25 protein-coding genes and 1 riboswitch are annotated in these 26,054 nt (G+C 72.1%); of the genes, 14 read left to right on the forward strand and 11 right to left on the reverse strand.

Going from position 1 to position 26,054, the window contains the following annotated elements:
* Window positions 1-28: 28 nt before the first annotated feature.
* Window positions 29-643, reverse strand: a complete 615-nt coding sequence (locus O9Y01_RS14735; protein WP_269632360.1) for a LysE/ArgO family amino acid transporter — start codon at window positions 641-643, stop codon at window positions 29-31.
* 101 nt (window positions 644-744) lie between these two features.
* Here O9Y01_RS14735 and O9Y01_RS14740 point away from each other — a divergent pair, with 101 nt between their 5' ends.
* Entirely contained in the window at window positions 745-1,626 is an 882-nt protein-coding gene (locus tag O9Y01_RS14740; protein WP_269632361.1) for a LysR family transcriptional regulator ArgP, read from the forward strand.
* Between the two features lies 1 nt (window position 1,627).
* Here the strand turns inward: O9Y01_RS14740 and O9Y01_RS14745 are convergent, their stop codons facing one another.
* From O9Y01_RS14745 to glpD, 3 genes are all read right to left on the reverse strand, one after another.
* Complete coding sequence (locus O9Y01_RS14745) at window positions 1,628-2,473, reverse strand: AraC family transcriptional regulator (protein WP_269632362.1); 846 nt, start codon at window positions 2,471-2,473, stop codon at window positions 1,628-1,630.
* A gap of 37 nt (window positions 2,474-2,510) precedes the next feature.
* The gene (locus tag O9Y01_RS14750) at window positions 2,511-2,900 is read right to left on the reverse strand and encodes a hypothetical protein (RefSeq protein WP_269632363.1); all 390 of its coding nucleotides are present in this window, start codon (window positions 2,898-2,900) and stop codon (window positions 2,511-2,513) included.
* Between the two features lie 305 nt (window positions 2,901-3,205).
* Window positions 3,206-4,732, reverse strand: coding sequence for a glycerol-3-phosphate dehydrogenase (glpD, locus tag O9Y01_RS14755; protein ID WP_269632364.1), 1,527 nt, complete (start codon window positions 4,730-4,732; stop codon window positions 3,206-3,208).
* 41 nt (window positions 4,733-4,773) lie between these two features.
* On the opposite strand from glpD, the gene glpK reads away from it, so the two are divergent.
* Window positions 4,774-6,267, forward strand: coding sequence for a glycerol kinase GlpK (gene glpK / locus O9Y01_RS14760; RefSeq protein WP_269632365.1), 1,494 nt, complete (start codon window positions 4,774-4,776; stop codon window positions 6,265-6,267).
* A gap of 131 nt (window positions 6,268-6,398) precedes the next feature.
* Here glpK and O9Y01_RS14765 read toward each other — a convergent pair whose 3' ends face one another.
* Both O9Y01_RS14765 and O9Y01_RS14770 read right to left on the reverse strand, forming a co-directional pair.
* Window positions 6,399-9,488 carry an ATP-binding protein gene (locus O9Y01_RS14765; protein ID WP_269632366.1) on the reverse strand — a complete coding sequence of 1,030 codons (3,090 nt, stop codon included), beginning with the start codon at window positions 9,486-9,488 and terminating at the stop codon, window positions 6,399-6,401.
* A 332-nt stretch (window positions 9,489-9,820) separates the two neighbouring features.
* Window positions 9,821-10,402 carry a TMEM165/GDT1 family protein gene (locus O9Y01_RS14770; RefSeq protein ID WP_269632367.1) on the reverse strand — a complete coding sequence of 194 codons (582 nt, stop codon included), beginning with the start codon at window positions 10,400-10,402 and terminating at the stop codon, window positions 9,821-9,823.
* A gap of 105 nt (window positions 10,403-10,507) precedes the next feature.
* A riboswitch (yybP-ykoY riboswitch) is annotated at window positions 10,508-10,625 on the reverse strand.
* A gap of 64 nt (window positions 10,626-10,689) precedes the next feature.
* Here O9Y01_RS14770 and O9Y01_RS14775 point away from each other — a divergent pair.
* Both O9Y01_RS14775 and O9Y01_RS14780 read left to right on the forward strand, forming a co-directional pair.
* Window positions 10,690-11,082 (forward strand): VOC family protein, encoded by a 393-nt coding sequence (locus O9Y01_RS14775; protein ID WP_269632368.1) that lies wholly within the window; start codon window positions 10,690-10,692, stop codon window positions 11,080-11,082.
* 14 nt (window positions 11,083-11,096) lie between these two features.
* The gene (locus O9Y01_RS14780) at window positions 11,097-11,369 is read left to right on the forward strand and encodes a TfoX/Sxy family DNA transformation protein (protein ID WP_269632369.1); all 273 of its coding nucleotides are present in this window, start codon (window positions 11,097-11,099) and stop codon (window positions 11,367-11,369) included.
* A gap of 17 nt (window positions 11,370-11,386) precedes the next feature.
* Here O9Y01_RS14780 and O9Y01_RS14785 read toward each other — a convergent pair whose 3' ends face one another.
* Entirely contained in the window at window positions 11,387-12,301 is a 915-nt protein-coding gene (locus tag O9Y01_RS14785; RefSeq protein ID WP_269632370.1) for a 2OG-Fe(II) oxygenase, read from the reverse strand.
* Between the two features lie 58 nt (window positions 12,302-12,359).
* Here O9Y01_RS14785 and O9Y01_RS14790 point away from each other — a divergent pair, with 58 nt between their 5' ends.
* Complete coding sequence (locus O9Y01_RS14790; protein ID WP_269632371.1) at window positions 12,360-13,040, forward strand: helix-turn-helix transcriptional regulator; 681 nt, start codon at window positions 12,360-12,362, stop codon at window positions 13,038-13,040.
* On the opposite strand, the gene O9Y01_RS14795 is transcribed toward O9Y01_RS14790, so the two are convergent.
* Window positions 13,041-14,141, reverse strand: coding sequence for an acyltransferase family protein (locus tag O9Y01_RS14795; protein ID WP_269632372.1), 1,101 nt, complete (start codon window positions 14,139-14,141; stop codon window positions 13,041-13,043).
* A 651-nt stretch (window positions 14,142-14,792) separates the two neighbouring features.
* Here O9Y01_RS14795 and O9Y01_RS14800 point away from each other — a divergent pair.
* Window positions 14,793-15,416, forward strand: a complete 624-nt coding sequence (locus O9Y01_RS14800) for a hypothetical protein (protein ID WP_269632373.1) — start codon at window positions 14,793-14,795, stop codon at window positions 15,414-15,416.
* A gap of 19 nt (window positions 15,417-15,435) precedes the next feature.
* Here O9Y01_RS14800 and O9Y01_RS14805 read toward each other — a convergent pair whose 3' ends face one another.
* Window positions 15,436-15,981: a GNAT family N-acetyltransferase gene (locus O9Y01_RS14805; protein ID WP_269632374.1), complete on the reverse strand. Its 546-nt coding sequence runs from the start codon at window positions 15,979-15,981 to the stop codon at window positions 15,436-15,438.
* A gap of 152 nt (window positions 15,982-16,133) precedes the next feature.
* On the opposite strand from O9Y01_RS14805, the gene O9Y01_RS14810 reads away from it, so the two are divergent.
* A complete protein-coding gene (locus O9Y01_RS14810; protein ID WP_269632375.1) occupies window positions 16,134-17,561 on the forward strand; it encodes a GGDEF domain-containing protein in 1,428 nt (475 codons plus the stop codon).
* 15 nt (window positions 17,562-17,576) lie between these two features.
* Here the strand turns inward: O9Y01_RS14810 and O9Y01_RS14815 are convergent, their stop codons facing one another.
* The gene (locus O9Y01_RS14815; RefSeq protein WP_269632376.1) at window positions 17,577-18,197 is read right to left on the reverse strand and encodes a DUF6515 family protein; all 621 of its coding nucleotides are present in this window, start codon (window positions 18,195-18,197) and stop codon (window positions 17,577-17,579) included.
* A 211-nt stretch (window positions 18,198-18,408) separates the two neighbouring features.
* Here O9Y01_RS14815 and O9Y01_RS14820 point away from each other — a divergent pair, with 211 nt between their 5' ends.
* From O9Y01_RS14820 to O9Y01_RS14850, 7 genes are all read left to right on the forward strand, one after another.
* The gene (locus tag O9Y01_RS14820) at window positions 18,409-19,056 is read left to right on the forward strand and encodes a glutathione S-transferase family protein (protein ID WP_269632377.1); all 648 of its coding nucleotides are present in this window, start codon (window positions 18,409-18,411) and stop codon (window positions 19,054-19,056) included.
* Complete coding sequence (locus O9Y01_RS14825; protein WP_269632378.1) at window positions 19,049-19,690, forward strand: histidine phosphatase family protein; 642 nt, start codon at window positions 19,049-19,051, stop codon at window positions 19,688-19,690. The genes O9Y01_RS14820 and O9Y01_RS14825 overlap by 8 nt, the downstream gene beginning before the upstream one ends.
* Window positions 19,691-19,791: 101 nt before the next feature.
* Entirely contained in the window at window positions 19,792-21,399 is a 1,608-nt protein-coding gene (locus O9Y01_RS14830; RefSeq protein WP_269632379.1) for a flavin monoamine oxidase family protein, read from the forward strand.
* Window positions 21,396-21,839 (forward strand): c-type cytochrome, encoded by a 444-nt coding sequence (locus tag O9Y01_RS14835; protein ID WP_269632380.1) that lies wholly within the window; start codon window positions 21,396-21,398, stop codon window positions 21,837-21,839. The genes O9Y01_RS14830 and O9Y01_RS14835 overlap by 4 nt, the downstream gene beginning before the upstream one ends.
* A gap of 24 nt (window positions 21,840-21,863) precedes the next feature.
* A complete protein-coding gene (locus O9Y01_RS14840; RefSeq protein ID WP_269632381.1) occupies window positions 21,864-22,382 on the forward strand; it encodes a RidA family protein in 519 nt (172 codons plus the stop codon).
* 103 nt (window positions 22,383-22,485) lie between these two features.
* On the forward strand, window positions 22,486-23,577 hold the full coding sequence (gene pstS / locus O9Y01_RS14845) for a phosphate ABC transporter substrate-binding protein PstS (RefSeq protein WP_269632382.1): 1,092 nt from the start codon (window positions 22,486-22,488) through the stop codon (window positions 23,575-23,577).
* 151 nt (window positions 23,578-23,728) lie between these two features.
* Window positions 23,729-24,085 carry a hypothetical protein gene (locus O9Y01_RS14850; RefSeq protein ID WP_269632383.1) on the forward strand — a complete coding sequence of 119 codons (357 nt, stop codon included), beginning with the start codon at window positions 23,729-23,731 and terminating at the stop codon, window positions 24,083-24,085.
* Window positions 24,086-24,182: 97 nt separating this feature from the next.
* Here O9Y01_RS14850 and O9Y01_RS14855 read toward each other — a convergent pair whose 3' ends face one another.
* Window positions 24,183-25,985: a serine/threonine protein kinase gene (locus O9Y01_RS14855; RefSeq protein WP_269632384.1), complete on the reverse strand. Its 1,803-nt coding sequence runs from the start codon at window positions 25,983-25,985 to the stop codon at window positions 24,183-24,185.
* Window positions 25,986-26,054 lie beyond the last annotated feature (69 nt).

A 26,054-nucleotide genomic window follows, 5' to 3' on the forward strand; every position in this document is an offset into this window, starting at 1 on the left:
GATTGCTGCGGCGGCCGTCAGGCCAGGCTCAGGCCGCGCTGCGGAACAGGCCCCAGGCCAGGGCCAGCATCATCAGCCCCAGCAGCAGGTCCAGGACCCGCCAGGCCAGGGGCCGCGCAAAGACGGGCGCCAGCAGCCGCGCGCCGTAGCCCAGCCCGGCAAACCACAGGAGGCTGCAGCTCACGGCCCCGGCGAAGAAGACCGGCCGCTGGGCCGCCGGCTGCGCGGTGCCGATGGCACCCACCAGCAGCAGGGTGTCCAGGTAGACATGGGGATTGAGCAGCGTGAAGGCCGCCGCCTGCGCCAGCGTGCGCCCCGCCGACGCCGAAGTGCCCGCCCCGGCCTGCAGGCCACCGGGACTCGCCACCCGCATCAGCGAACGCAGCCCATAGACCAGCAGGAAGGCGATGCCCGCCCAGCGCAGCACCGTGGTCACGCCGGGCAGGCGGGCATCGACCGCGCCCAGGCCCCAGATCCCCAGCGCCATCAGCAGCGCATCGGCCAGGGCGCAGAAGGTCACGACCAGGCCCACATGCCGGCGCAGCAGGCCCTGGCGCAGCACGAAGGCATTCTGGGCGCCGATGGCGACGATCAACCCGGCCACCAGGACCAGCCCCTGAAGAAAGACAGCAAGCGAATTCATGCCGCGCAGCATGCCGCCAGGCAGCCGGGCCGGCCAGTTAGACTTCCTGAAGCGCCTTCAGCGGCGCTGAACCGCGGCCTCGCCGCCCTGCCCTGCCCGCCATGCTCGACTACCCCCTGATCGCCGCCCTCGCCGCCGTCATCCGCGAGGGCAGCTTCGAGAAGGCCGCCCGCAGCCTGCACCTGAGCCCCTCGGCCGTCTCGCAGCGGGTCAAGCTGCTGGAGCAGCGCCTGGGCCAGGTGCTGGTGGTGCGGGACAGTCCCTGCCGCGCCACACCGGCCGGGCTGCAGCTGTGCCGTCATGCCGAGCAGGTGTCCCTGCTGGAGCGCGAGCTGCTGGCCAGCCTGCCCCAGACGGGCCAGGGCCGCCCCGGCCACCTGCGCCTGGCCGTCAACGCCGACAGCCTCAGCACCTGGTTCGTCCCCGCCGCCATCGCGCTGGCCGGACAGGACTGGCTGCTGGACCTCAGCATGGACGACCAGGACCACACTGCCGAGCGCCTGCGCGAGGGCGATGTGCTGGCCGCGGTCACCGCTCTGGCCGACGCCCTGCCCGGCTGCCGCAGTCTGGCCCTGGGCTGCATGGACTACCTGGCCGTCGCGACGCCGGCCTTCATCGCCCGGCACTTCGGCGACGGCCTGGGACTCGGCGCCCTGATGCAGGCGCCCTGCCTCAGCTACAACCGCCGGGACCAGCTGCAGTCGCGCTGGGTGCGCCAGCTCACGGGCGAGAGCCCGCCCCTGCCCAATCACTGGCTGCCGTCCAACGACGTCTACCTCGCGGCCTGCCGCAGCGGCATTGGCTGGGGCATGTGCCCGCGCGAGCTGGTGCGGGCGGAGCTGGACCGCGGCAGCCTGCAGGCGCTGAGCGCGGAAGTGCTGGAGGTGCCCCTGTACTGGCAGGCGCCGGCCCAGGCCTGGGCGCTGCTGGAGCCCGTCACCCAGGCGGTGGTGGAAGCTGCGCGCCAGGGCCTGAGGCGCTGACTCAGCGTGTGCGCCGCGCGCCGGGCAGGCCCAGCTGCCGCTGGTAGGCCGCCGGCGTGACGCCGTAGCGGCACAGCAGGCTGCGGGTCAGGTGCGACTGGTCGGTGAAGCCCGTGGCCGCGGCCACCTCGGCCGGAGCCTGGCCCAGGGCCAGCAGGCGCTTGGCCTCGAAGCTGCGCAAGGCCATCAGCACCTGCTGCGGGGTGGCATGGTGCTGCGCGCGGAAGCTGCGCAGGAAATGGAAAGGGCTCAGGCCCGCGACCGCTGCCAGCTGCTCCAGGCTCATCGGCTGATCCAGCTGGCTGCGCATGAAGTCGAGCACGGGCTCGAAGCGGCCCGCGGCCTCGGCCGGCCGGCCCTGCACGCGGGCCTGGGGGCGGATCAGCTCCACCAGCTCCAGCAGCAGGCTGTCCACGGCCAGCGGCTCACGGGCCAGCCACAGCGCCCGCATGCAGCGCGCCACGGCCTGCGCCTGTGCCGGGCTGCCGCTGACGGCGGCGTCGAAGCGCCAGCTGCGGTCGCCCCCGTAGGCGGGCAGCAGGTCCTCGTCGAGGTAGACCATGTGATAGGCCCAGCAGCCCGCATCGGCCGACTGCCCGGTGTGCAGGTCCGCCGGGTTCATCAGCATCAGGCTGGCCTGGGGGGCCAGGTGCTCGCCGCCGCGCCAGCGGAAGCGGCCCAGGCCGTCGGTGATCACCCCCAGGCCGTAGGCCTCGTGGGAATGGGCCTCGAAGCGGTGGTCCCGGATGCGCGCCCGGTAGAACTCGACGCCCGGCCTCTCGGCGGGACGGCGGTACTGGGCGCGATCCTCGGGGCCTTCGAAGCGGATGATGGCGTCGGACTGCATGACCCGGCCATGATGGCACAGCCGGGCCGGGCCGCCTTCAGCGCAGGTTCACGGAGGCCAGGCTCCAGTTGCGGCGCGGCATGGTCAGCAGGACGGTGTCCGGCGTGCCCCAGGTCTCGCCGTGGAACTGCATGTGCAGCTCGCCGTTGGCGCTGTGCCAGACGCCATCGACGGAGCGCGTCATGGCCACGGGCTCGTCGTTGCCCAGACTGATGCGCAGGCGCAGGCCGTGGCCGTCCACGCGCAGATTGCGGCCATCTTCCATCTGGTAGACGCCGGCCAGCACCTTCATGTCAGAGCGGGTGATGGGAGTGGCGAGCTGCTTCTGCAGGCTGACGGGCTCCAGCACCGTGGTCTCCTGGGCCTGGGCCACGCCAGCCAGGGCGAGGGCGGCGAAGGCAAGGGCGAGGCGGGACGGCATGTTCATGATGGACTCCTTGGAAAGCTGAGGCCGCGTGTCGCGGATCGGGTTGGGGAAGGGATGGATCCAGTGTGGGAAATTCCCGGCCGGATTTCTTCCTGTCTTCGATCGGGCGCTGCATGAGGGGTCCGAAATGCTGCTCCGGCAGACGAACTGCGACGCCCCTGAAACGGCCGAGAACCCCGATGGAATGGGGCCATGACGGCCTTCACATGTCACGCGTCACGCGCCTGCGACCCTGCTTTCCGAAGGCATGTGAAGAGGGTCATGGCAAGACCTGACCCCCTCGCGAGGGGCGGCGATTGCGAGGCTCAGGCCGGCTCGTGCAGCCAGCGCTCCACCCGTGCAGCCTCGTCCGCCGAGCAGTGCAGGCCCAGCTTGCTGCGCCGCCACAGCACGTCCTCGGCGCTGACGGCCCATTCCTCGCGCTGCAGGTGGCGCAGTTCGGCCTCGAAGAGTCCCGGGGCGATCTCCAGGCCCAGGCGGCCATCGCCCAGGACGCGATCCACGCGTCCGCCATAGGCCAGGCAAAGGCGCCGCAGCAGCGGCGCCGGCAGCTGCGGATGACGGGCCTGCACCGCCGCCTGCAGGGCCTGCAGCGCAGCAGGGCCCGCGGGAGCGCCGGTCACCCAGGCTGACACATCGGCCCCGGGCAGCGGCGCCTGCGCCGTCCAGGCGTCCCGCCCGCCCCCCAGCTGCGCGGTGATGCGATCGGCCGACTCCTCGGCCAGGCGGCGGTAGGTGGTCAGCTTGCCGCCCCAGACATGGAGCAGGGGCGCGCCTGCGCCGGTGTCGAGGTCCAGGGCATAGTCCCGCGTCACGGCGGCGGCGGTGCCGGCGTCATCGTCCAGCAGGGGGCGCACGCCGGCAAAGCTCCAGCGCACCTCGGACGGCCCGATGCCGCGGTTGAAGTAGCGCCCGACCTGCTCGCAGAGATAGGCCACCTCGGCCTCGCTGATGCCTGGCGTGCGACCGCCGGCGATGTCCTGTGGAGCCAGCTCGAGGTCCGTGGTGCCGACCAGGGTGAAGTCCTGCTGGTAGGGAATGGTGAAGACGATGCGGCCGTCCGCCCCCTGCAGCAGGTAGGCGTGGTCGTGTCCGTAGAGCCGGGGCACGACGATGTGGCTGCCCTTGACCAGGCGCAGGCGCCGGGCCGGCGGCACGCGGCCGGCATCGTCACGCAGGGCCTGCTCGACGAAGCTCGCCGCCCAGGGGCCGGTGGCGTTCACCAGCAGGCGCGCGCTGAGCTGGCGCTCGCCGGCGGGCGTCAGCAGCCGCGCCTGCCACAGACCCTGGACCACACGGGCTTCCAGGCAGGGGCTGCGGGTGAGAATCTCCGCGCCGCGCTCGTGGGCGTCGATGGCGTTGGCGATGACGAGCCGGGCGTCATCCACCCAGCCGTCCGAATAGAGGAACCCGCGCCGGAACTGCGGCTGCAGGGGCGCGCCGAGGGCATGGCCGCGCAGGTCCAGGCCCGTGGAGCCCGGCAGCAGCTCGCGGTGGGCCAGGTGGTCATAGAGGAAGAGGCCCAGTCGCAGCAGCCAGGCCGGCCGCATCTGCGGATGGTGCGGCATCACGAAGCGCAGGGGGTGGATCAGGTGCGGGGCGGCGCGCAGCAGGCGCTCGCGCTCCTGCAAGGCCTTGCGGACCAGGCCGAACTCGCGGTACTCCAGGTAGCGCAGGCCGCCGTGGATCAGCTTGGTGGAGGCCGAGGAGGTGTGCGCGGCGAGGTCGTCGCGCTCGCACAGCAGCACGCGCCAGCCGCGGCCGGCGAGGTCCCGTGCGATGCCCACGCCATTGATGCCACCACCCACCACCAGTACGTCAAAATCAGCCATCGCCACGCTCCTCGCGGGGCACTCTACCCTGCCGAATTCCCATGAGCTACCTAATCGCACTGGACCAGGGCACCTCCAGCTCCCGCGCCATCATCTTCGACCGCGAGGGCCGCCAGCTGGCCAAGGCCCAGCAGGAATTCCGCCAGATCTACCCGCAGCCGGGCTGGGTGGAGCACGACCCGCAGGAGATCTGGTCCAGCCAGCTGGCCACCGCCCGCGAGGCCCTGCGCGAGTCGGGCCTGCGCCCGGAGCAGATCGCCAGCGTGGGCATCACCAACCAGCGCGAGACCACGGTGCTGTGGCACCGTGGCACGGGCGCACCGCTGCACCATGCCATCGTCTGGCAGGACCGCCGCACCGAGCCCCTGTGCGCCCAGTTGCGCGAGCGGGGCCTGGCCCCGCTGATCCGCGAGCGCACCGGCCTGGTGATCGACGCCTATTTCTCCGCGACCAAGCTGCGCTGGCTGCTGGACCACATCCCCGGCGCCCGCGAGCAGGCCGAGCGCGGGGAGCTGGCCTTCGGCACCGTGGACAGCTGGCTGATGTGGCGCCTCAGCGGTGGCCGCATCCATGCCACCGATGTCAGCAATGCCTCGCGCACCCTGCTCTTCAATGTCCACCGCAATGACTGGGACGACGAGATCCTGGCCGCGCTGGACATCCCGCGCGCCCTGCTGCCGCAGGTGCACCCCAGTGCCTACGAGTTCGGCACCCTGGACCCGCAATGGCTGGGCGCCGCCCTGCCCATCGGCGGTGTGGCGGGAGACCAGCAGGCGGCCCTCTTCGGCCAGGGCTGCTTCAAGGCCGGCATGGCCAAGAACACCTATGGCACCGGCTGCTTCACCCTCATGCACCTGGGCGAGAAGTTCCAGACCTCGGCCAACGGCCTGATCACCACCAGCGCGGCCCAGACGAGTGCCCGGCCCGAGTTCGCGCTGGAGGGCAGCGTCTTCATCGGCGGCGCCGTGGTGCAGTGGCTGCGCGACGGCCTGCATGCCTTCCCCAGCAGCGGTGACGTCGAGAGCCTGGCCGCCAGCGTGCCCGATGCCGGCGGCGTGATGTTCGTGCCCGCCTTCACCGGCCTGGGCGCGCCCTACTGGCAGCCCGACGCGCGCGGCGCCATCGTGGGCCTCAGCCGCGGCAGCACCATGGCGCACATCGCACGTGCCGCCCTGGAGTCCATCGCCTTCCAGAGTGCCGCCCTGCTCCAGGCCATGAGCCGCGACGCCGTGGCCGCCGGCTCCGCCCCCGTCAGCGAGCTGCGGGTGGACGGCGGCGCCTGCGTCAACAACCTGCTGATGCAGTTCCAGGCCGACCTGCTGGGCATTCCCGTCGTCCGCCCCCGCGTCATCGAGACCACCGCCCTGGGCGCCGCCTACCTTGCCGGCCTCAGCGCCGGCCTTTACAGCGACCTCGAGGCCCTCGGCCAGCAATGGCAGGCCGAGCGCATCTTCCACCCCACCCTGCCCCGCGAACGCGCCCTCGAACGCATGGCCGACTGGGAACACGCCATCCGCCAGACCACCGCCAGCTGACGAGCCCCCCGCGCCGCCCCCATTGCACGGCCGCCAGGCCCGTGCCCCCCGCGGCAGCCGGGGATCCGGCTTCGCCGGGCCCTCGGCTGCGCCCCCCTGGGGGGGCCGGCGCAGCCGGTAGGGGGGGGACCTCAAGCCGCTCTGCTGAGGCGAGAGGTTTCCCAGGTCTTGATGGCCTGCAGATGCGCCGCCAGCGCGCGGTTGGTGGCCATGATCAGCATGGCCAGCTCGGCCGGCGCGGCCAGCGGCGCCTGGTGCTCCAGGGCGCCCGCCGTGGCAGCGAGGCCGTCCAGGCCCAGGTTGCCGGCCACGCCGCGCAGACGGTGGGCATAGCTGCGCACTGCCATGGGGCCGGCGATGCGCGCCTCTTCCAGGGCGCTGAGGTGCTGCTCGTACTGCCGCGCGAAGCTGCTCAGCAGCTTGGCCAGCAGGTCGGTGCGTCCGGCACAGCGCAGCACGGCGGTCTCGAAATCCGCCTCGGGCACCAGGGGCCAGGGCGAGGCGGCATCGGCAGGCCCGCGCAGGGTCGCCTTGGGCGGCGGCACCGGAAGCGGCGCGGGTTCCTCGCTGCGCGGGCGCCGCGGGAAGGGCGCGAGCGTCCTCAGCAGCTCGGTCTGATCGATCGGCTTGCAGATATGGCCGCACATGCCGGCATCCTGGCAGCGCTGGCGCTCCTCGCTGAGCGCATGTGCCGTCAGGGCCAGCACGGGCAGGGCCGGATCGATCTCATGCAGGCGGCGCGTGGCCTCGTAGCCGTCCATGCCGGGCATCTGCACGTCCATCAGCACGAGGTCGTAGGCGCCCATGCCCTGCTCCTGCATGCGGGCGACGGCCTGCTCGCCGCTGTCGGTGGACATGACCTCCGCGCCGGCACCGCTGAGCATGTCGTGCAGGATCTCGCGGTTGATGTCGACGTCGTCGGTGATCAGGATGCGCAGGCCGGCCAGGCTGCCGGACAGGGCCTCGGGATGCGCGCCTGCCGCGGCCGGCTCCTGCAGGGGCGGCCGCGCCTCCATCAGGGGCAGCTCGACCACGAAGCTGGAGCCCTGGCCCAGCGTGCTGCGCACCCGGATGTCCCCGCCCATCAACCGGGCCAGGCGCCGGCTGATGCTGAGCCCCAGGCCGCTGCCGCCGTAGAGCCGCGTCACCGAGCTGTCGGCCTGCTCGAAGGGCGTGAAGATGCTGTCCAGCTTGTCTTCGGCAATGCCGATCCCGCTGTCCTCCACCTCGAAGACCAGGCAGCGCCCGAGCTGCGCGGAGCGCACGCTCAGGCTCACGCCGCCCTGCTCGGTGAACTTGACGGCATTGGCCAGCAGGTTCACCAGCACCTGGGTCAGGCGCAGCGCGTCGATCTCCACCCAGGCCGGCAGACCCTCGATGCTGGAGCTCAGCCGCAGGCCCTTGGCGCGTGCGCGCTCGCCCACCATCTCCAGCGCATCGTTGACCAGCTGCGCCAGCTCGCAGGGCCTGGATTCCAGCTCCAGCTTGCCGCTGTCGAGCTTGGCGAAGTCCAGCACGTCGTTGATCACGCCCAGCAGGTGGCGGCCGGCGCGCACTATGCGCCGGAAGCTGTCGGCGGCGGCCCGCGGGTCCGCCGCCCGCTGCTCGCCCAGCTGGGCCAGGCCCAGCACGGCATTGAGCGGCGTGCGGATCTCGTGGCTCATGTTGGCGAGGAACTGGCTCTTGGCATGCACCAGGCGCTCGGCCTCGTCGCGCGCGGCAGCCAGCTCGCGGTGCAGCTGCTTGAGGGAGGTGATGTCGGTGCTGAGGTTGAGCACGGCATAGGGCCGGCCGTGCTCGTCGCGCAGGGGCACGGTGGTCACGAGGAAGTCATGCGGGCCGTCGGCCAGCCGGGTCTGCCGCTCGCGGTCCAGGCGCAGTCCGCGCTGCAGCACCAGGGCGTCGCTCTCGCGCGCGTCGGCGGCCAGCTCGGGTCCGAACAGGGACAGCACGGTCTGGCCGATGACCTGGTCACGCGGCCGCCCGCTGGCCTGCTCGAAGCCTCGGTTGACCTGCAGGAAGCGCCCCTCGGCATCGCGGATGCTCAGCAGGAGTGGCAGGGCCTCGAGGATCTCCTGCACCTGCTGCTGCTGCTTGTGCAGCTCGGAGGTGCGCTGGCGGACCAGCTCCTCCAGGTGCTGGCGATGCTGCTCCAGCAACTGCTCGGCCTGCACGCGGTCGGTGATGTCATGGGCGAAGGCCACCACGCAGGCCTCGCCGTCGAGCTCGAAGCGGTCCAGCTTGACGTCCCACCAGATGGGGCTGCCATCGACATGCCGGGACTGCCACTCCAGGGTCTGGCTGCCCTCCACGAGCGTGCGGCGGACCAGGGCCCGCGCGCGGGCCGGGCTGTAGTCGCCCCCGGGGAAGGTCAGCTCGGGCGTCAGCGCTTCGCGCGACCTGACGCCGAATCGGCGCAGGCAATGGGTGTTGGCATAGCGCAGGGCGCCGCTCTCGCCGTCGAAGATCTGCACCGACATGTGCGAGGCCTCCAGCAGCTGGCGCAGGCGGCGCTCGCTGGACAGCAGGTCCTGGGCGCCCTGCTGCTGGGCACGCAGGGTGTTGGCCAGCACCTGGCGCGAGCTGTCCAGGGAGCGGGTGAGGTCCCAGTAGAGCGTGCCGTAGCGCAGCATCAGCCAGCCGGCCAGGCCGCAGCTGAAGAGCTGCACCACCAGGTAGCTGGCGTGCGGCGGCGTGTTGCCGGGATGCAGGCCGGGAATCCAGCCCAGGGCCTCGGCCGCGAAGAGCAGGAGCAGACCCGCGAGCCCCGCCAGGGCGCCCCACTTGGCCGCCTGCGGTCCCACCATGAAGCCCAGCACCACGACCAGGGCCGTCAGCGAACCCAGGCCCGAGGACATGATGCCGTTGCCATGCAGCGCCGCCATGCCCATCAGCATCAGCAGGGTGGTGACGGCGAAGAAGCCCGCCGCCCGTCGCACATGGCCGCGCCGTGCAAGCACGGCCGCGGTGGCGGCCACCGCCAGCACGCCCGCGCCGGTGGCCATGCGGGAGAGGCGCTGGGGCCAGCTGTAGCCCGGCTCCAGCGCGGTGGCGGCCAGCTGGAACAGGGCGGCCAGCATGACCAGGGCCAACAGCACCGCGGCGCCGCGCACGACGCGGCGGTCCAGCGCCGCATGGAAGGCCTCGATGCCCTGCTGGCGGTCGGCCGCTTCCAGGGCGGCCTCGACCGCCCGGATGTCCGGCCCGTGGGGTTTGTCCATGGCTGGCGCCCGGCCCGGCCTTGCGACGCTTCAGCGGGCGGGGGCGCTGCCGCGAGCGCGCTCGCGCAGGCTCAGGCAGGCGTCCCGGGGACGGCGGGGCCGCGAGGGGACCCACCGCTGCGTTGACCGTTCATCCATCTCGTCACTCCCTTGCTGGGCGGATCCCGATGTGTTCCCTCGGTCAAGATGGCGCTCCAGCGGGTGCGCCTCTTCACTTCACTGATGGCAAGGGGCGGCCCGATGACAGCGGGTGCGCCCGCCCCAGGTCCCCAGGGTACGGCAAGCACGCCGGGCAGGGCAAGACCAGGCCCGCGCCTGTGTGGTGACGGAACTCACAGCCCCCAGGCCTGCGCGAAGCCGCCCAGCACCAGGGCGCCCAGCACGATGAAGATCAGGGCCGCCAGACCATGGACCAGACGGACCGGGATCTTGTGCGCCAGGCGGTCGCCCAGCAGCACGGCGGGCACATTGGCGATCATCATGCCCAGCGTCGTGCCCGCCACCACGGCCAGCAGGCTGTGGAACTGCGCCGCAAGTGCGACCGTGGCGATCTGGGTCTTGTCGCCCATCTCGGCGAGGAAGAAGGCCACGATGGTGGTGCCCAGCACGCCCAGACGCAGCCCCTTGCCGCCTTCCTCCTCCTCATCGATCTTGTCCGGCACCAGCGTCCAGATGCCCATGGCCACGAAGCCCAGGCCCAGCACCCAGCGCATGATGTCGGCGGGCACCTGCGCGGTGATCCAGGCGCCCAGCGCGCCGGCGCCGGCATGGTTGAGCAGGGTGGCGATCAGGATGCCCGCGATGATGGGCAGGGGCTTGCGGAACCGCGCGGCCAGCAGAAAGGCCAGCAGCTGGGTCTTGTCGCCGATTTCGGCGAGGGCCACCAGGCCGGTGGAGACGAGAAAAGCTTCCATGTGAGACTCCCCGGCCGGTGCGGACACCCATGACCGCCCCTCTCCGGCCGGATACCGAGAACGAGCGGTCAAAGGTCTTGCCAGGTACAGGCCCGGGCCAGGACGGCCAGGGCGGGAACTGCCAGCGCCATGCCGGGCCAGGCCCAGGCAAGTGTGTTGACGCAGGCCCGCGGCACCGGTGACCCGGTCGCGGCAGCTACTCCCCAATGACGAGGCGCATTGTAAGGGGTCGGCGCCCGCGGGTTCCTGCCATGACGCTGGCAGCAGCGCGCGCCCATGATGGCGCCATGAACTACGCCTACACCATCCTCTACGTCGCCGATGTCCCGGCCTCCCTGCGCTTCTTCGAGGCCGCCTTCGGGCTGCAGACGCGCTTCCTGCACGAGTCCGGCGCCTATGGCGAGCTCGAAACCGGCGCCACCGCGCTCGCCTTTGCCCAGCTGGAGGTCGCCCGCGACAGCCTGGGCGGAGACTTCATCGAGGCCGCGCGCAGTGAGCGCCCGCTGGGCATGGAGGTGGGCCTGGCCTGCGCAGATGTCGGCGCTGCCTACGCCCGCGCCCTGGCCGCCGGCGCCACCGGCCTCAAGCCGCCCACCACCAAGCCCTGGGGCCAGGTGGTGGCCTATGTGCGCTGCCCGGACGGCTGCCTGGTCGAGCTGTGCACGCCCATGGGCGGCTGAGCGGGAGCCACCGCATGGGCATGGCCACGACCTCACGGATGCGGGGGCTCGGCCCGCGCAGCCTTGAGCAGCTCGCCGCGCTGGGCATCAACAGCGCCGAGGAGCTCCGGTCCAAGGACGCCATGGCCCTGTATGCCAGCATCAAGGCACGCTGGCCCGGCGCCAGCCTCAACCTGCTCTACGCGCTGATCGGCGCCCAGGAAGATCTGGACTGGCGCGAGGTGGCACGGGAGCGCCGCACAGACATCCTGCTGCGCCTGGACGACCTCGGCCTGGCCCCGCGCTGAACAGGGCCGGCGCGATGTCAGCCGTAGCGCCGCTCACGCAGCCACTTGGTGGCGATGTACTTGACGCCCGCCAGCACGGGCACGCCGGCATGCAGGGTGCTCGGGTCCTCGACGCCGCGGGCATCGACATCGGCGAAATAGAGCACCGCGCCCGGCCGGGGGCGGATCTCCAGGCCCAGGCTGGGGAAGCGCGTGCCGCCGCCGTCCTCCACCTCCGAGAGGTACAGGATGCAGGTGCCTACGCGCTGGCCGCCGGTGCGCAGGTGGCGTTCGCTGCCGGCATGATTCGGGTTGAACCAGTCGAAATGCGCGCGGTACTCGCCGCCCACGCCGTAGCGCAGCACCTGCAGGCCCTCGCCGTTCTCCACCGGCCAGTCCAGCAGCTCGGCCAGGCGGGCCTCGATGCGCGCCACCAGCGCATGCTCGCCGCGCTGGAAGAAGCCGCCGGCGCTGGTGCGGTGCTCGTGCGGCCGGGCTTCGCCCAGCTGCTCGTCCACCACGGTGGAGCGGGTCAGGCGCGTCTCGGCCAGGGCGATCATGGCCTCGCACTCGGACGCGCTCAGCAGGCCCTCGTACAGCAGCACCTGGGGATGGTCCAGCTGGGCTGCGATGCGCAGCTCGCAGCCGTCGCTGAGGCGCAGACGGTTGCCGCCCAGGCGCGGGCGCGGGCGGGCGCGCAAGACCTGACCCCCGGCCGCCGCGGCCTGGGCAGCCTCGGCGTGCTCGGCCAGCAGCGAGGCCTGCGGGCTCAGCGCCTGGGTGGCCGGCAAGGGCTGCGCCGCGCCGTGGACCGCCTTCAGCACGCGTTCCGACAGGGCGCGCGGCAAGCCGCCCTGCACCATCATCGGCAGCATGGACTCGGCCGTGCAGCCGCGCGCCACGTTCTCCGCCACCCATTGCCGCCATTCGGGACTCAGCTGCTCCAGGCTCATGGACGTCTCCTCGCTGTCTCGTGCGGCTGCATTCTGGCCTATCGCCGACAATGCCCGGATGCGCCGAGCCGACCGCCTGTTCCAGATCGTCCAGCTGATTCGCGGACGACGACTCTCCACCGCCGACTACCTGGCCCAGCGCCTGGAGGTCTCGCCGCGCACCATCTACCGCGATGTGGCCGCGCTGCAGCAGCAGGGCGTGCCCATCGACGGCGAGGCCGGCGTGGGCTATCGCATGAGGGCGGGCTTTGACCTGCCGCCGCTGATGTTCAGCAAGGAAGAGGCCCAGGCCCTTGTTGCAGCGCTGCGCATGGCGCAGCCCCAGATGGACAGCGCCCTGGCCCGCCACGGCGAGGAGGCCATCTACAAGATCCTGGCCGTGCTGCCCGGCACGGCGCGCGCCGCCGCGGAAAGCCTGGCGCTGTGGGCCCCGCTGGGCGGGCTGGACGAGGCCACGCGCGAGCGCCTTCAGCAGCTGCGCCTGGCCACCGAGCAGCGCCAGAAGCTGCGCGTGGTCTACCTGGACCTCAGCAACACCGCCAGCGAACGCGTGCTGCGCCCGCTGGGCTGCTTCTTCTGGGGCCCGGTCTGGACCTTCGCAGCCTGGTGCGAGCTGCGCGAAGGCTTCCGCAATTTCCGGGTCGACCGCATCCAGCAGCTGGAGGTGCTGGACGAGCGCTTCAGGGACGAGGCCGGCAAGACCCTGGCTGACATGCAGCGGGCCGAGGGCTGGCCCTGATCAGCGGCCGAAGCTGCGCTGCGGCACCAGCCAGCGCAGCGGGTTGAAGCGCAGGCGGCTGCTGGGGGCCTCCACCCAGCGGTGGAAGGGCAGCGCGGCCAGGTTGGCAAAGCCCCAGGCCGACAGGACCAGGGCGAAGGTCAGCAGCAGGGGCTGCTCGCTCTGCTGGTCGTACCAGGCGTTGAGCAGCACCAGCACGGGGAAGTGCACCAGGAACAGCGAGTAGGAATGGGTGCCCAGATGAGCCACCACGTCCGCCACGCGCTGCCACAGCCGGCCGGCCAGCGGCCCCACGCGCCATTGCCACAGGCCCAGCAGCAGGGCGGTGAACAGCGCCAGGACCAGGCGCTCGCGGAAGTCCAGCCACAGGGCCAGGCCCGTCAGCCACAGCAGCAGCAGCAGGCCCAGGCGGGGCCAGCGGCTCAGCGAGAACCAGTGCACCAGGGCGCCCAGGCCGTAGGCGCCGAAGAAGTAGAAGCCCCAGTTGTCGAGGTCCGCGTCGCGGTTGAGGACCAGCAGCGACAGGCTGCACAGGATCAGCACAAGGACCGGCCCCAGCACCATGCGCCAGGCGTGCGGCAGCAGGCGGCTGCGGCGGGCCAGCCACAGCAGGCCCAGCATGAGGGCGTAGAGCTGCAGGTCGATGGCCACATACCAGGCGCCCACCGTGATGGACTCGTGCCCCAGCAGGCCGTGGGTCAGGGTGGCGTGGCTCAGCAGCGTGGCCAGGGTCAGCTGCTGCGGCAGGAACTCCGGCAGCCAGGGCTGGACCAGCCAGGCGCAGGACAGGGTCAGGCCCACCGCCGCCATGAAGGGCAGGGCCAGGCGCAGGTAGCGCCGCCACAGGGACTCCAGCGGCGCCGCCTTCAGCAGCCCGCCCTGGGGAGACAGCGCCCGGGCGCTGAGATAGCCGCCCACCACCAGAAAGACCTGCACCGCCATGCGGCCGTAGTGGAACAGCCAGCCGCCCAGCACCGGCCAGGCCTTGTGCAGGGCCTCGGCCAGCGGGCCGTAGACCGAGAGGTGATGCAGGACGATGAACTGGGCCGCGAGGGCTTTCAGCGCATCGATGTGCAGCAGTCGGGTCTTGGCAGCGGACATGGGTACGGCGAGCCGGCAGCCCGGGGGCGCTGGCATGGGGTTTGTCGTTGAAAAATGGCGCAAGCGACAGGCGCAGCGCGCGTCCGGAGGGCGTGGCCCACCCGGGAGCAGCCCGGGACAGGCGGATTCCATCGCTGGAGATCCGTCTTTGCGGTCCTGATCGACCTGCTTGACCCTGCCGTCCGGGGCGGAAATCCGCAGTGCCCGCCGCCATGTCCCTCACAGGCCACGCCACAGACCACCCGAAAAACCGTCCAGAAACTGCAGGACGCGCAGGAAGCCCTGCCTGCAGCAAAGGCTGCAAAGTGCGCGATTTTAGTCGGCCAGCGCCCGGATTGCAGCCCCCGGGCCCCCCTCAGCTGGTGAGCAGAGGTGAACACTCGTGACAGGCACTGCGTGTGGCCACCGTCCCGGGGCCCCTGATTCGCGCTCGGGGTCCCGCGCTGCGGCCCGCTCGCGGGCCTCCCTGCGCAGCGCCGCGACGGGCTTGTTTCACAAGGTAAAGATCGCAAAAGAGAAGCCGGGTCAGGACCTCCTTCATTGAGCGCTGGCCCCGACCTGCCGATAGCCAAGATGTGCATGCACCGGCTGGGCAATGCGAGCGCCTGAGACCGGCCCATCCCTTCACGCTCGCTCGGCAAGGAGCCCGTCATGCAGATCAACGCTTGGAAGGACCACGGTGCCACCCAGGTCTCGGGCGGCGCCCCTGCGGCAGGCGGTCCGCCGCACCGGCCGGAGGGCGGGACCGACAGCAGCGGGCCCGCCCATCGCCCCGGCCCCCGCGGCGGCGGCCTCATGGTCCAGGCGATGAAGCAGACCCTTGGCCAGATGGGTCTGACGCCCACCGGCAGCAGCGAAGCCTCCGATACCAGCACCGCCACGGGCAGCGGCACCGACCGCCTGGACAGCAGCGCGCTGCGCGAGGACATGCACGCCCTGATGCATGCCCTCTTCCATGCCATCCGCGCCAGCAGCACCGACGGCGCGACGGCCGAGCGCGGCACCAGCCCGCAGGCCGGCCCTCCCGCCGGCCCGCCGCCCGACCTCGCCAGCGCCCTGGGCAGCCTGGCCACCCAGGCCGCCAAGGGCCAGGCACCGAGCGAACTGCAGGAGGCCTTCCAGAAGCTGGTCCAGGATCTGCAAGGCGGCAGCGAGGGCAGCGGCGGCAGCACCGCCACCCTGCAATCCTTTCTGCAGACGTTGCAGCAGAACCTGGGCCCGGACGTCCTGCCACAGCTGCCCTCGACGGGACAGTCGCTGCAGGTGCAGGCCTGAGGCTGCCGCGCCCCGGGGCTCAGTCGGCCCGGGCCAGGGCCTCGGCCGCCGGGCTCAGGCGTTCGAAGTGCAGCAGGTCCTGCCACTGGCCGTGCAGGCTCACGCTGAGCCGGCTGCGCCCCCAGCACTGGAAGCCGTTCTTCTCCAGGACCCGGGCCGAGGCCGGATTGCCCGGTCGCACCACGGCCTCCAGGCGCCACAGGCCCAGCGAGTCGAAGGCGATGGGCAGCAGCAGCCTCACGGCCTCGCTGGCCCAGCCCCGCCCCTGGGCATCCGCCCCCAGGCGATAGCCGAGTTCGGCGCGGCCGTGATGCTCGCGCTGCACGCGATGCAGGTTGATGCGCCCCACCAGCCGGCCCTGGTGACGGATCAGGAAGGCATGGGCCCGGTCCGCGGCCGCCGCGGCCTCGATCTCTTCGAGGTGGGCCGCGACGCCATCGGGGCTGTAGAACGCGTCCGGACGGCCATGGACCCAGGTCTCGAAATGGGCGCGCTCGCGGCGCTCGAAGTCCAGCAGTTCCTCGAGGTCCGAGGGCTGGGGTCGGTGCAGGCTCAAGATGCTCATGGCGTGCAAGCCTATCAGCCGGCCGCCTCCGCGCCGGCCCGGGCGCCCTGCCATTCGCACGCCGAGGCGGTGACAATGTCCGACCTGCGGCCGGATCCTCCTGCCCATCCCGTCAAGTCGCCGCGCCCGCCACCTTCGAGATCTGCCAAGCCATGCTGCGCCCGCTGTCCCTGCGCCTCCAACTCACCCTGGCCCTGATGCTGACCGGCCTGGCCGTGGTGGTGACGGTGGGCGGCGTGGCCTACCTGGAGCTGCAGCGCAAGTTCAGCTCGCGGGCCGCGCAGCAGGCCTCCGCGCACTTCCGGGCAGGCGTTGCGTCCTATCTGCAGGAGTTCGGCAGCTTCGAGTCCGGCGAGGCGCGGGGCGTGGGTCTGGGGGACTACCTCGCCCGCCTGCGCGGCCCCGATGCGAAAGGCGCCGGGCCCGCCGCCGCTGACGGCCCCCCGCGCCCCTGGGATGCGCGACGCGGGCCGCCGCCCGGCCACTCGGGGGAGCCGCGCCCCGGCCCGGGACCGCAGCCCTGGCCTGCGCCCGATGGCAGGGGCGACCCCGGCCGCCGCCCCGGCCCACCCCCTGACGGCCCGCCTCCCGGGGGTCCCGGCGCCCGTCCGCCCTTCCGCTTCATCCTCACCGATGCGAACTACCGGGTGCTGCTGGGCGCTGGCAGCTATCCACAGGGCGAGGCCCTGCCCGAAGCGCAGCGCGCCCTGGCCGAAGCGGTGCGGGTGGACGGCGAGATCCGCGCCTATGTGTCGACCGAGGGGGTGCTGAGCCCCGGCCAGGACGACCTGGCCTATCTGGCCGCCATGCGCCAGGCCCTGCTGGTGGGCGCCATTGCCGCCACCGTGCTGGCCGCCTTGCTGGGCCTGCTGCTGGGCACCGGCCTCAGCGCCCGCCTGCGCCGGCTGACCCAGGCCGTGCGGCGCATGCATGCCGGCGAACTGCTGCAGCGGGTGGACGCCCGGGGCAGCGCGGAGATCGAGGCCCTGGCCCTGGCCTTCAACCACATGAGCGAGGCGCTGGCGCGCAGCGACGCGGAGCTGCGCGCCTCGCACGCCACGATCAGCTCACAGGCTCTGCAGCTGAAGGAGCTGAGCATCCGCGACGCCCTCACCGGGCTCTACAACCGGCGGCATTTCGACGAGTCCGTCCGGCAGTTGTTCGAGGACAGTCGCCGTCATGGGCAAGACCTGACCCTCGTGCTGGCCGACATCGACTGGTTCAAGCGCATCAACGACCAGTACTCGCACGCGGTCGGTGACGAGGTGCTGCGCCGCGTGGCCGCGCTGCTGGAGCGGCAGCTCGGCGGCGCCCGCCTCCTGGCCCGGTATGGCGGCGAGGAATTCGTGATGGCCCTGCCGCAGACGCCCCTGCACGAGGCGGCGGACGTCTGCGAGCGGCTGCGAGCGAGCGTCGCCGCCGAGGACTGGGGCCAGCTGGCGCCGCGTCTGCAGGTGAGCCTCAGCATGGGGCTGGCCGCCGACCCGGCCGCCGCCAGCGCCGCTGCGCTGCTGGAGCAGGCCGACGCCCAGCTCTACCGCGCCAAGGACGCCGGCCGCAACCGCGTCTGCCACGCCTGAGCGGCGCAGCGCCTGTCAGCGCATGCTGTAGCCGCGGCCGTCCATGCAGGCCTCCACGGCCCGGTTGAAGACGCCCGCATCGTTGAGCGCCGAGGGCTGGCTGGTGGCCCAGCGGTTGCATTCCTGGCGATCGGCCTCGGTCTGCTGGGCGCTCTGGCCATTGCGCGGATAGAGGATGGGGTCAGGCTTCAGCGGCACGGGCGCAGGGGCCGGGACGGCCTGCGCGGCCTCGGGCGGCGGATTCACCACCACGTAGCCGCCCGGGGCGCTCTGGTAGTAGACGCCATTGGCATAGAAGTAGGGGAAGCCGCCGATGCGCAGGCTCACATAGGCCGCGGGCAGCAGTGGCACGACGATGCCCACCGGCGGCAGCACCACCCGCAGGCGCGGACCATAGGGGCGGTACCAGACGCCGCCGTGGAAGTAGTAGGGGTCGGCATGGTGATGCACGACCACCGCGCCCGGCGGCGCATGCGCCACCACATAGCCCGGCGCGGGGTAGTAGTGGTCATGGTGGTAGCGGTTGTCGAAGCGCAGGCCGATGCCCACGTCGACATGGGTGCCGGCCTGCACCGGCGGGGCGAAGAGACAGCACAGGGGCAGCGCAAGGGCCAGGGGGCGCAGGAGGGATCGCATGGGCGGCTCGCCGGAGGAATCTTGGGATGGATCCATGCTGCCGCGCGCGGCTTAGGTGCTTGTTGCGCCCAGGTAAAGCTGCATTGCGGCCCGCGGCTCGCCCGAGGGTCGCCATCCCGAGGCAAGGGAGGCCGGGCGCCCGCTACAGTCGGAGCATGGCCGCCCGACCGTGCCACAGCGCCTCACCCTGGATCGTGCAAGGATGCCTCCCATGCTTCGCCTGTACTTCGCCCCCGGCAATGCCAGCCTCGCCCCTCACCTGCTGCTGCGCGAGCTGGGGCAGCCCTTCGAGCTGGTCCCCGTGGACCGCGACCGGGGCGCGCACCGCAGCCCCGACTACCTCCGCCTCAACCCCAACGGCCTGATCCCCGTGCTGGAGGACGGCGACCTGGTGCTCTACGAGACCGGCGCCATCCTGCTGCACCTGGCCGACCGCCACCCGGCCTCCGGCCTGCTGCCGCCCCTGGGCAGCGCCGCACGGGCCCAGGCCTACAAGTGGCTCTGCTGGCTCAGCACCGGCCTCCAGCCCACCATGGGCCGCTGGTTCTATCCGGAGCGCCATCTGCCGGCGCAGTTTCCCGAGGCCATCGCCGAGATCAAGACGCTGGCGGAAGCGCGCGCCGGTGAGCTGCTGGACATCCTGGACGCCGAGTTCGCCCGCCACGGCGGCCCCTGGCTGCTGGGCGAGCAGTTCAGTGCCGTCGACCCGCTGGCCTTCATGATGTGCCGCTGGACCCGCGGCCTGCAGCGCCCGGCGCGTTCGCTGCCGCATCTGGGGCCCTATGTGCAGCGCATGCTGGCCCGGCCCGCCGTGCAGGGCCTGTGGGCGGCGGAAGGGCTGCAGGCGCCGTATGTCTGAGCCGCACGCGCTCACCGAGCTGGTCCTGGTCCGCCATGGCGAGACCGACTGGAACCTGCGCAAGTGCTTCCAGGGCCAGATCGATGTCCCGCTGAACGAGCGGGGCCTGGCCCAGGCCAGGCGCCTGGCACGGCAGCTGCACTCCGAAGGCCTGCGCTTCGACGCCATTGTCAGCAGCGACCTGGGCCGCGCACGCCAGACCGCCGAGCCCGTCTGCCAGGCCCTGGGCCTGCCCCTGCAGCACGACCCTGCCTGGCGCGAGCAGGCCTTCGGCGTGCTGGAGGGCCAGAGCGTGGACACCCTGCGCAGCACCCACCCCGAGCTGCATGCGCAATGGCAGCGCCATGATCCGGACTACGCCCTGCCCGGCGGCGCCGAGAGCCGGCGGCAGTTCTCCGAGCGCATCCTGGCCGCCGCAGCACGCCTGGCCCGGCAGCATGGCGGCGGCCGCGTCCTGGTGCTGACCCATGGCGGCGCGCTGGACATGGTCTGGCGCGCGGCCCGGGGCCTGCCCCTGCACGGCCCGCGGGCCTGCGACATCCCCAATGCCGGCATCAACCGCCTGAGCTGGGGGCCGGACGGGCCCAGCCTGCTGTCCTGGGCCGAGGACCAGCACCTGCGGACCCTGGACTGAAGCCCGCGGCACGCCCCGCACCCGCACGCCGGGCCCCATCACCAAAGTCACCCGGCATAGACCCTCTTTGAGCCCGTGCGGGGGCTTGCTATGGTGCGCCCATGCCTACCCACACCTCCCCTGCCCGCGGCCCGAGCCGTCGCGCCTGGCTGCAGCGCCTGGGCGCCGTGGCGGGCAGCGGCGCGGTCTATGCCGCGATGAGCGCCCTGGGCCTGGCCCAGGCATCGCCGGCCGAGGCCGGCTTCAGGCTGGGCCCCGCTCCGGCGCGCGGCCGGCGGGTGCTGATCCTGGGCGCGGGCGTGGCTGGCCTGGTGTCGGCGCTGGAGCTGCTGCGTGCGGGCTATGAGGTCGAGATCCTCGAGTACCAGGACCGCATCGGCGGCCGCTGCTGGACCCTGCGCGGCGGCGACCACTACACCGAGCTGGGCGGCGCCCCGCAGCACTGCCAGTTCGACCGCGGCCAGTACTTCAACCCCGGCCCCTGGCGCATCCCCTTCCATCACCATGGCGTGCTGGACTACTGCCGCCAGCTGGGCGTGAGGCTGGAGCCCTTCGTCCAGCTCAACCACAACGCCTATGTGCACAGCCCGCGCGTGGCGGGCGGGCGGCCGCAGCGCCTGCGCGAGGTGCAGGCCGATTTCCGGGGCGACGTCGCCGAGCTCCTGGCCAAGCTGGTGCGCCAGCAGCCCCTGGATGAAACACTGAGCACCGAGGACCGCGAGCGCCTGGTCCAGGCCCTGCAGCAGTTCGGCGGGCTGGACCGCGAGGGCCGCTACCGCGCCGGCGAGATCGCCGCCGACCGCCGCGGCTTCGAGCCCTTCCCCGGCATGGGCGTCTCCGCCCATCCGCCCGAGGCCCAGCCGCAAGGGCTGCAGGCCCTGCTGCGTTCGGGTCTCTGGGGCCAGCTGGATCAGGGCGCGGGCTTCGAGTACCAGACCCCGCTGTTCCAGCCCGTGGGCGGCATGGACCGCATCGCACACGCCCTGGCCCAGGCCGTGGGGCTGCAGCGCATCCGGCTGCGCCGCCGCGTCAGCGCCATCCAGCAGGACGCCCGGGGCGTGCGCGTGCAGGTGCAGGACCTCAGCCGCCCCGGCCAGCCCGAGCAGACCGTGCAGGCCGATTGGTGCATCTGCACCCTGCCCCTCTCGGTGCTCTCGCAGCTGGACGTGCAGTGCAGCGCGGCCCTGCACGAGGCCATCGAGGCCGTGCCCTATTTCTCCGCCTTCAAGGCCGGCCTGCAGTTCAGGCGTCGCTTCTGGGAGGAGGACGAGGCCATCTTCGGTGGCATGAGCAGCACCGAGCTGCCCATCCGCCTGATCGCCTATCCCAACCACGAGCTGCAGGGCCGCAAGGGCGTGCTGCTGGGCGCCTATGCCTTCGGCACGCAGGCCCTGGAGTTCACCTCGCTGCCGCCGGCCGAGCGCCTGCGCGAGGTGCTGCGCATGGACAGCCAGATCCATCCCCAGGCTGCGACCGAGTACGAAAGCGGCATGACCGTGGGCTGGCACCGCCATCCCGCCACCCTGGGCTGCTTCGGCGACTGGAGCCGCGTGGCCCGCGAGCGCCATTACCCCACGCTGCTGAAGATGGACGGCCGCCTGATCCTGGCCGGCGAGCACGCCTCGCTGCTGCCCGCCTGGCAGGAGGGCGCCGTGCTCTCGGCCCGCCACGCCATCACCCAGCTGCACGAGAAGGCCCGCGCCGCATGAAAGCCGCCCTGACACTCCTGCTGGCCGCGTGGGCCGCATGCCCCGCGCTGGTCCTGGCCGATGAAGCGGCGCCCGCACCGGAGCCCCGCTTCTCCAGCGGCTGGCGCTTCGAGCAGCGCAGCGGTCCCGCCCTCTACGGCGCCCTGTGCGCGGCCTGCCACATGCCAGACGGCCGCGGGGCCCGCGGGGCCGGAGCCTATCCCGCGCTGCAGGGCAATCCCCGCCTGGCGGCCACACCCTACGCCCTGCACATGGTGCTCAATGGCCACCGTGCCATGCCCGGCTTCGGCCGCCAGCTGAGCGACGATCAGGTTGCCGCCGTGCTGAGCCACGTGCGCGAGCGCTTCGGCGGCATGCCCCCCGAGGCCGCGCGCGTCACGCCGGCAGAATCGGCCGAGGTTCGCAAGGGCCAGCAGGCCAGCCCGGCCGTGGCGCACTGACTTCCAACGTTATCCGGAGCCCGCATGAAACGAATCGCGCTCGCCTGCCTGCTGCCTCTCGCGCTGGCCGCCCAGGCCCAGACCCCACCGCCCGCGCCCGCTGCGGCCGCTGCGCCGGAGGTCATCCGCCACCGGATCCCCAACTCCAGCTTCCCCATCGCCAGTGCGGTGGAGGTGCCGGCAGGCCGGACCCTGGTCTTCGTCAGCGGCGCCGTGCCGGCCGTGGCCGACCCCAAGGCCGAGCGCGGCAGCCTGGCCGCCTATGGCGACACCCGCACCCAGACGCTCAGCGTGCTGGCCAACATCGACCGTCAGCTCAAGGGTCTGGGCCTGTCCATGGGCCAGGTCGTGAAGATGCAGGTCTTCCTGGTGGGCGACCCGTCCAAGGGCGGCCGAATGGACTTTGACGGATTCATGTCCGCCTACAGCGAGCATTTCGGCACGGCCGCCCAGCCCAACCTGCCCGCCCGCTCGGTGATGCAGGTGGCCGGCCTGGTGGTGCCGGGCTGGCTGGTGGAGATCGAGGTGACGGCCGTGCGCTGAAGGCGGGGGCGCGGCGGCGCAGGACCTGCCCCCCTGGCAAGACCTGACCCCTTGGATCAGGCTGGAACAGAACTGTCATAAATCGTCTCCAGAATGCCGGGGCATGTCACATGCCCTGCCCCTCCTCTTTGCCTCCCGATTTCTGCGCCGCCATGCCCTGCGTGCGGTGGCCCTGAGCATCCTGCTGCCCGCCCTGAGCCCCAGCCATGCCCTGGCCGATGTGCAGGGCGTGGGCGCCAGCTTCCCCTCCGTGGTCTACCAGGCCTGGACCGAGCAGTACGCCCGTGCCCATGGCCGCAAGGTCCGCTACAAGCCCACCGGTTCGGGCGACGGCCAGAAGCAGATCCAGGCCCGCTCGGTGGATTTCGCCGGCAGCGACGTGCCCTTCAGCGAGGCCGAGCTGGCCAGCAAGCACCTGGTGCAGCTGCCCATGCTGGTGGGCGGCATCGTGCCGGCCGTGAACCTCAAGGGCGTGTCCCAGCTGCGCCTGGACGGCCCCACCCTGGCCGACATCTTCCGCGGCGAGATCCGGCACTGGAACCATGCGCGCATCGCCGCGCTGAACCCCGGCGTCACCCTGCCGGCCCTGCCCATCACCCGGGTGGTGCGCAAGGACAAGTCGGGCAGCACCGACGCCTTCAGCCGCTACCTGAGCCTCGTCTCGCCCGCCTTCCGCGAGCAGGTCGGCGCCGGCATGCTGCCCAAGTGGCCCGAGGGCACCCAGGCTCCGGTGGCCGCCGAGGGCAACGACGGCATCGCCCAGGCCCTCAAGACCACGCCCGGCGCCATCAGCTACGTCTCCTTCGACCGCCTGCAGAAGGCGCAGCTGAGCGGCGTGCAGCTGCGCAATGCCGAGGACAGCGACTTCGTCGCCGCCAGCGAGGCCGGCTTCCGCGAGGCCGTGCGCAACTCCTCCATGGGCCGCACCGGCGACGAATCCGCCAGCCTGCTGCAGCGCCCCGGCAAGGGCACCTGGCCCATCACCGTCACCTCCTACATCCTGGTCGACGCGCGGCCCAAGTCCGCCGCCGCGGCCAGCGAGGCCCTGCACTTCCTCAACTGGACCCTCCAGTCCGGCGACCGCCTGCTGGCCGACACCGGCTTCGCCCCCCTACCCGTGGCCGTGCAGGCGCGGATGGCGGCGCGGATCGCGAGTGTGAGGGCGCAGGATGGGGGCGTGATCAACTACTACTGAGGCGGGCCTCAGGAGCAAGGCGCCCCTCCGTCGGCCTGGCGATGTCCGGGCCCCTCGGGGCGGGCATGGCCTGGCGTGCCGTGGCTGCGTGGGATGTTCCAATGCAGGGCTCACGTCGCAGACGTGGAGACGACACCCAGGGGTATTTCAGATGCGTTCAGTCCTCATCGGTGTGCTGCTGTTCCTGTCAGCAGCATCCTCATTCGCACAAGGTGCAGCCGCGGAGCGGGTCTACACCCGGCAAGAGCTGTTTGTCTCTTGCCTCTCGGGCTACGTCAACGCCTCCGTCCCCCAAGGTGAGACACCGGGCCACGACGAGTCGCTCCGGCTGGCCGCGCAGATCCTGTCTCGAGTGCACAAGGTGTGTCCGGCTCCTTCAGCCCAGCTGACCGAGAAGAACTTCACCGACCCCGATGCCTTTCTGTACCCATGGATGCTCATGGTGACCCGCGAGCTGGTCGTGCTGGCCAGGCAGGGGGCGTCTCAGCAGATGCTGGAACGCTGGTAAGCGCCATTGCGGTGCTTCGCCGCGGCGACGGGCCGGACGGGCATCGCCACCCAGAACCCGTCAGCTGCGCGTGCCCCGCGCCATCCGGGGCACCGGCCTAGTTCCTGTTCCTCTGGCGCTGCTCCCGCGCCTCCCGCAAGGCCACGCATTCCGCATGGCCGTGGAAGCGCGGGGTGGCACATTGCTCGTCCAGGCACAGGGCGCGGGCGAGGAAGACGCGCTTGCCGCAGGCTTCGGAGGGGCTGACAGGGAGATGGGTGTCCGCGGGCGCAGGAGCGCTGGCGGGGCCCGGGGTGTAGGCGGCCACGGGCGGGGTGCGTTCAACGGGCGCTGGCGCCGGGGCGGTCGGGCTGGAGGCGGCGCCGGCGGCGGGGGCGGGATCCTTGCGCTTGCGGGCGGGGGTGTCGGTGGCGCGCTTGTCGACGGGCTTGTCGCTGATCTTGTCGGCGGGCGCCGCGGGGCCGTTGGCGCTGGGCGCGGCGGGCGGGGCAGGCCTTGCGGTCTCCTGCTGCGACTGCACCAGGGCCAGCACGGGATCGGCAGCGGGCGCGGCGTCGGCGCTGGCCGCCGAGGCGGGCTCGGAGGCGGCAAGGGCCAGCTCCGACGGGGCCGCCGGCTGGCGGTGCAGCAGCAGTTGCACCATGGACACCAACAAGGCGGTGCCGGCTCCGGCGGCCAGCAGGCCCAGGGCCCAGGGCCAGCGGCGGCCGCCGACGGGTGGGCCGCGCCTGGACGAGACGCGCCGCGAAGGCGGTGGCGCCGGGGTGGGCTCGGGCACCGGCAGGGGCACCGGGGCAGAAGCGGCGCGGGCGTCCTCAAGCAGGAGGTCCGGCGCATCCATGGCGCGGGTGGGGAGGAAGTCGCTGTCACCCAGCTGGCGGGTCTCGGCGAACTCGGAATCGTTGGCCAGGCGCGTTTCCTCGAAACCCACCGGCGGCGGCACGGCCAGGGTCTCGGTCATGCGGGGTTCGGGCGGCGCCATGCGGCCCTCCAGCGCCGCGCGCAGATGAGCCACGGACTGCGGGCGGTCCTGCGGATGCACCCGCAGCATCCAGTCCACGCAGGCCAGCAGCTCGGGGCTGTAGCCCGGCGGCGCGAGGGTGACCAGGCTCTGGTACTCGTCGCCCAGGCTGCGGGCGGTGGCGGCAGGCGGCGTGCGGCCCAGGATCAGCTCATGGACCATGGCGCCCAGGGCGTAGAGGTCCGTCCAGGGGCCCTGGCGCAGCTGGCGGGACTCGGCGTATTGCTCGATGGGGGCGTAGCTGGGCTTGAGGATGGCCGTCAGGCCCTCGGCCCGGTCGCTGATGACCTGGCGCGCGGCGCCGAAGTCCAGCAGCACGGGGGCCGCCCCGCCATAGGGCAGGAAGACGTTGTCGGGGGCGATGTCACGGTGCCAGATGGACTCCGTGTGCAGCAGCTCCAGGGCCTCCAGCAGGGCGGTCAGCAGGCGGCGCAGCCAGGGCTCGTCGGGCTGCTGGCTCATGGCGCGGCGGGCCTGGCGCAGGGTCTGGCCCTGCAGATAGGGCATGGCCATGTAGGCCGTGCCATTGGCCTCCCAGAAGCGGTAGACCTTCAGCAGCGAGGGATGGTCGAAGCGCGCCAGCAGCCGGGATTCATTGACGAAGGAGCGCAGGCCGGCGTCGAAGGTCTCCTGCTGGGACCCTGAGCGCACCGACACCTTGGACTTGGCGTTGCGCTGGGCCAGCATGGAGGGCATGTACTCCTTGATGGCCACCTGGCGCTGCAGGGCGTGGTCCTGGGCGACGTAGATGATGCCGAAGCCGCCCACGGCCAGGGTGCTGAGGATTTCGAGCTCGCCAAAGCGCGTGCCTGCCGGCAGGGCATTGGGCGCGGCCGACGAAGCGGCGGCGCGGCGATCAGGGCTGGCGTCGGACATCATGACCGGGCGGTTAGCGCGAAGGCGTAGTTCAGGCAGGGACGGGCAGGATGCGGCGTGCGAGGGCCGAAG

This window comes from Pelomonas sp. BJYL3, assembly GCF_027257975.1.
Lineage (GTDB): Bacteria > Pseudomonadota > Gammaproteobacteria > Burkholderiales > Burkholderiaceae_C > Roseateles_B > Roseateles_B flavus.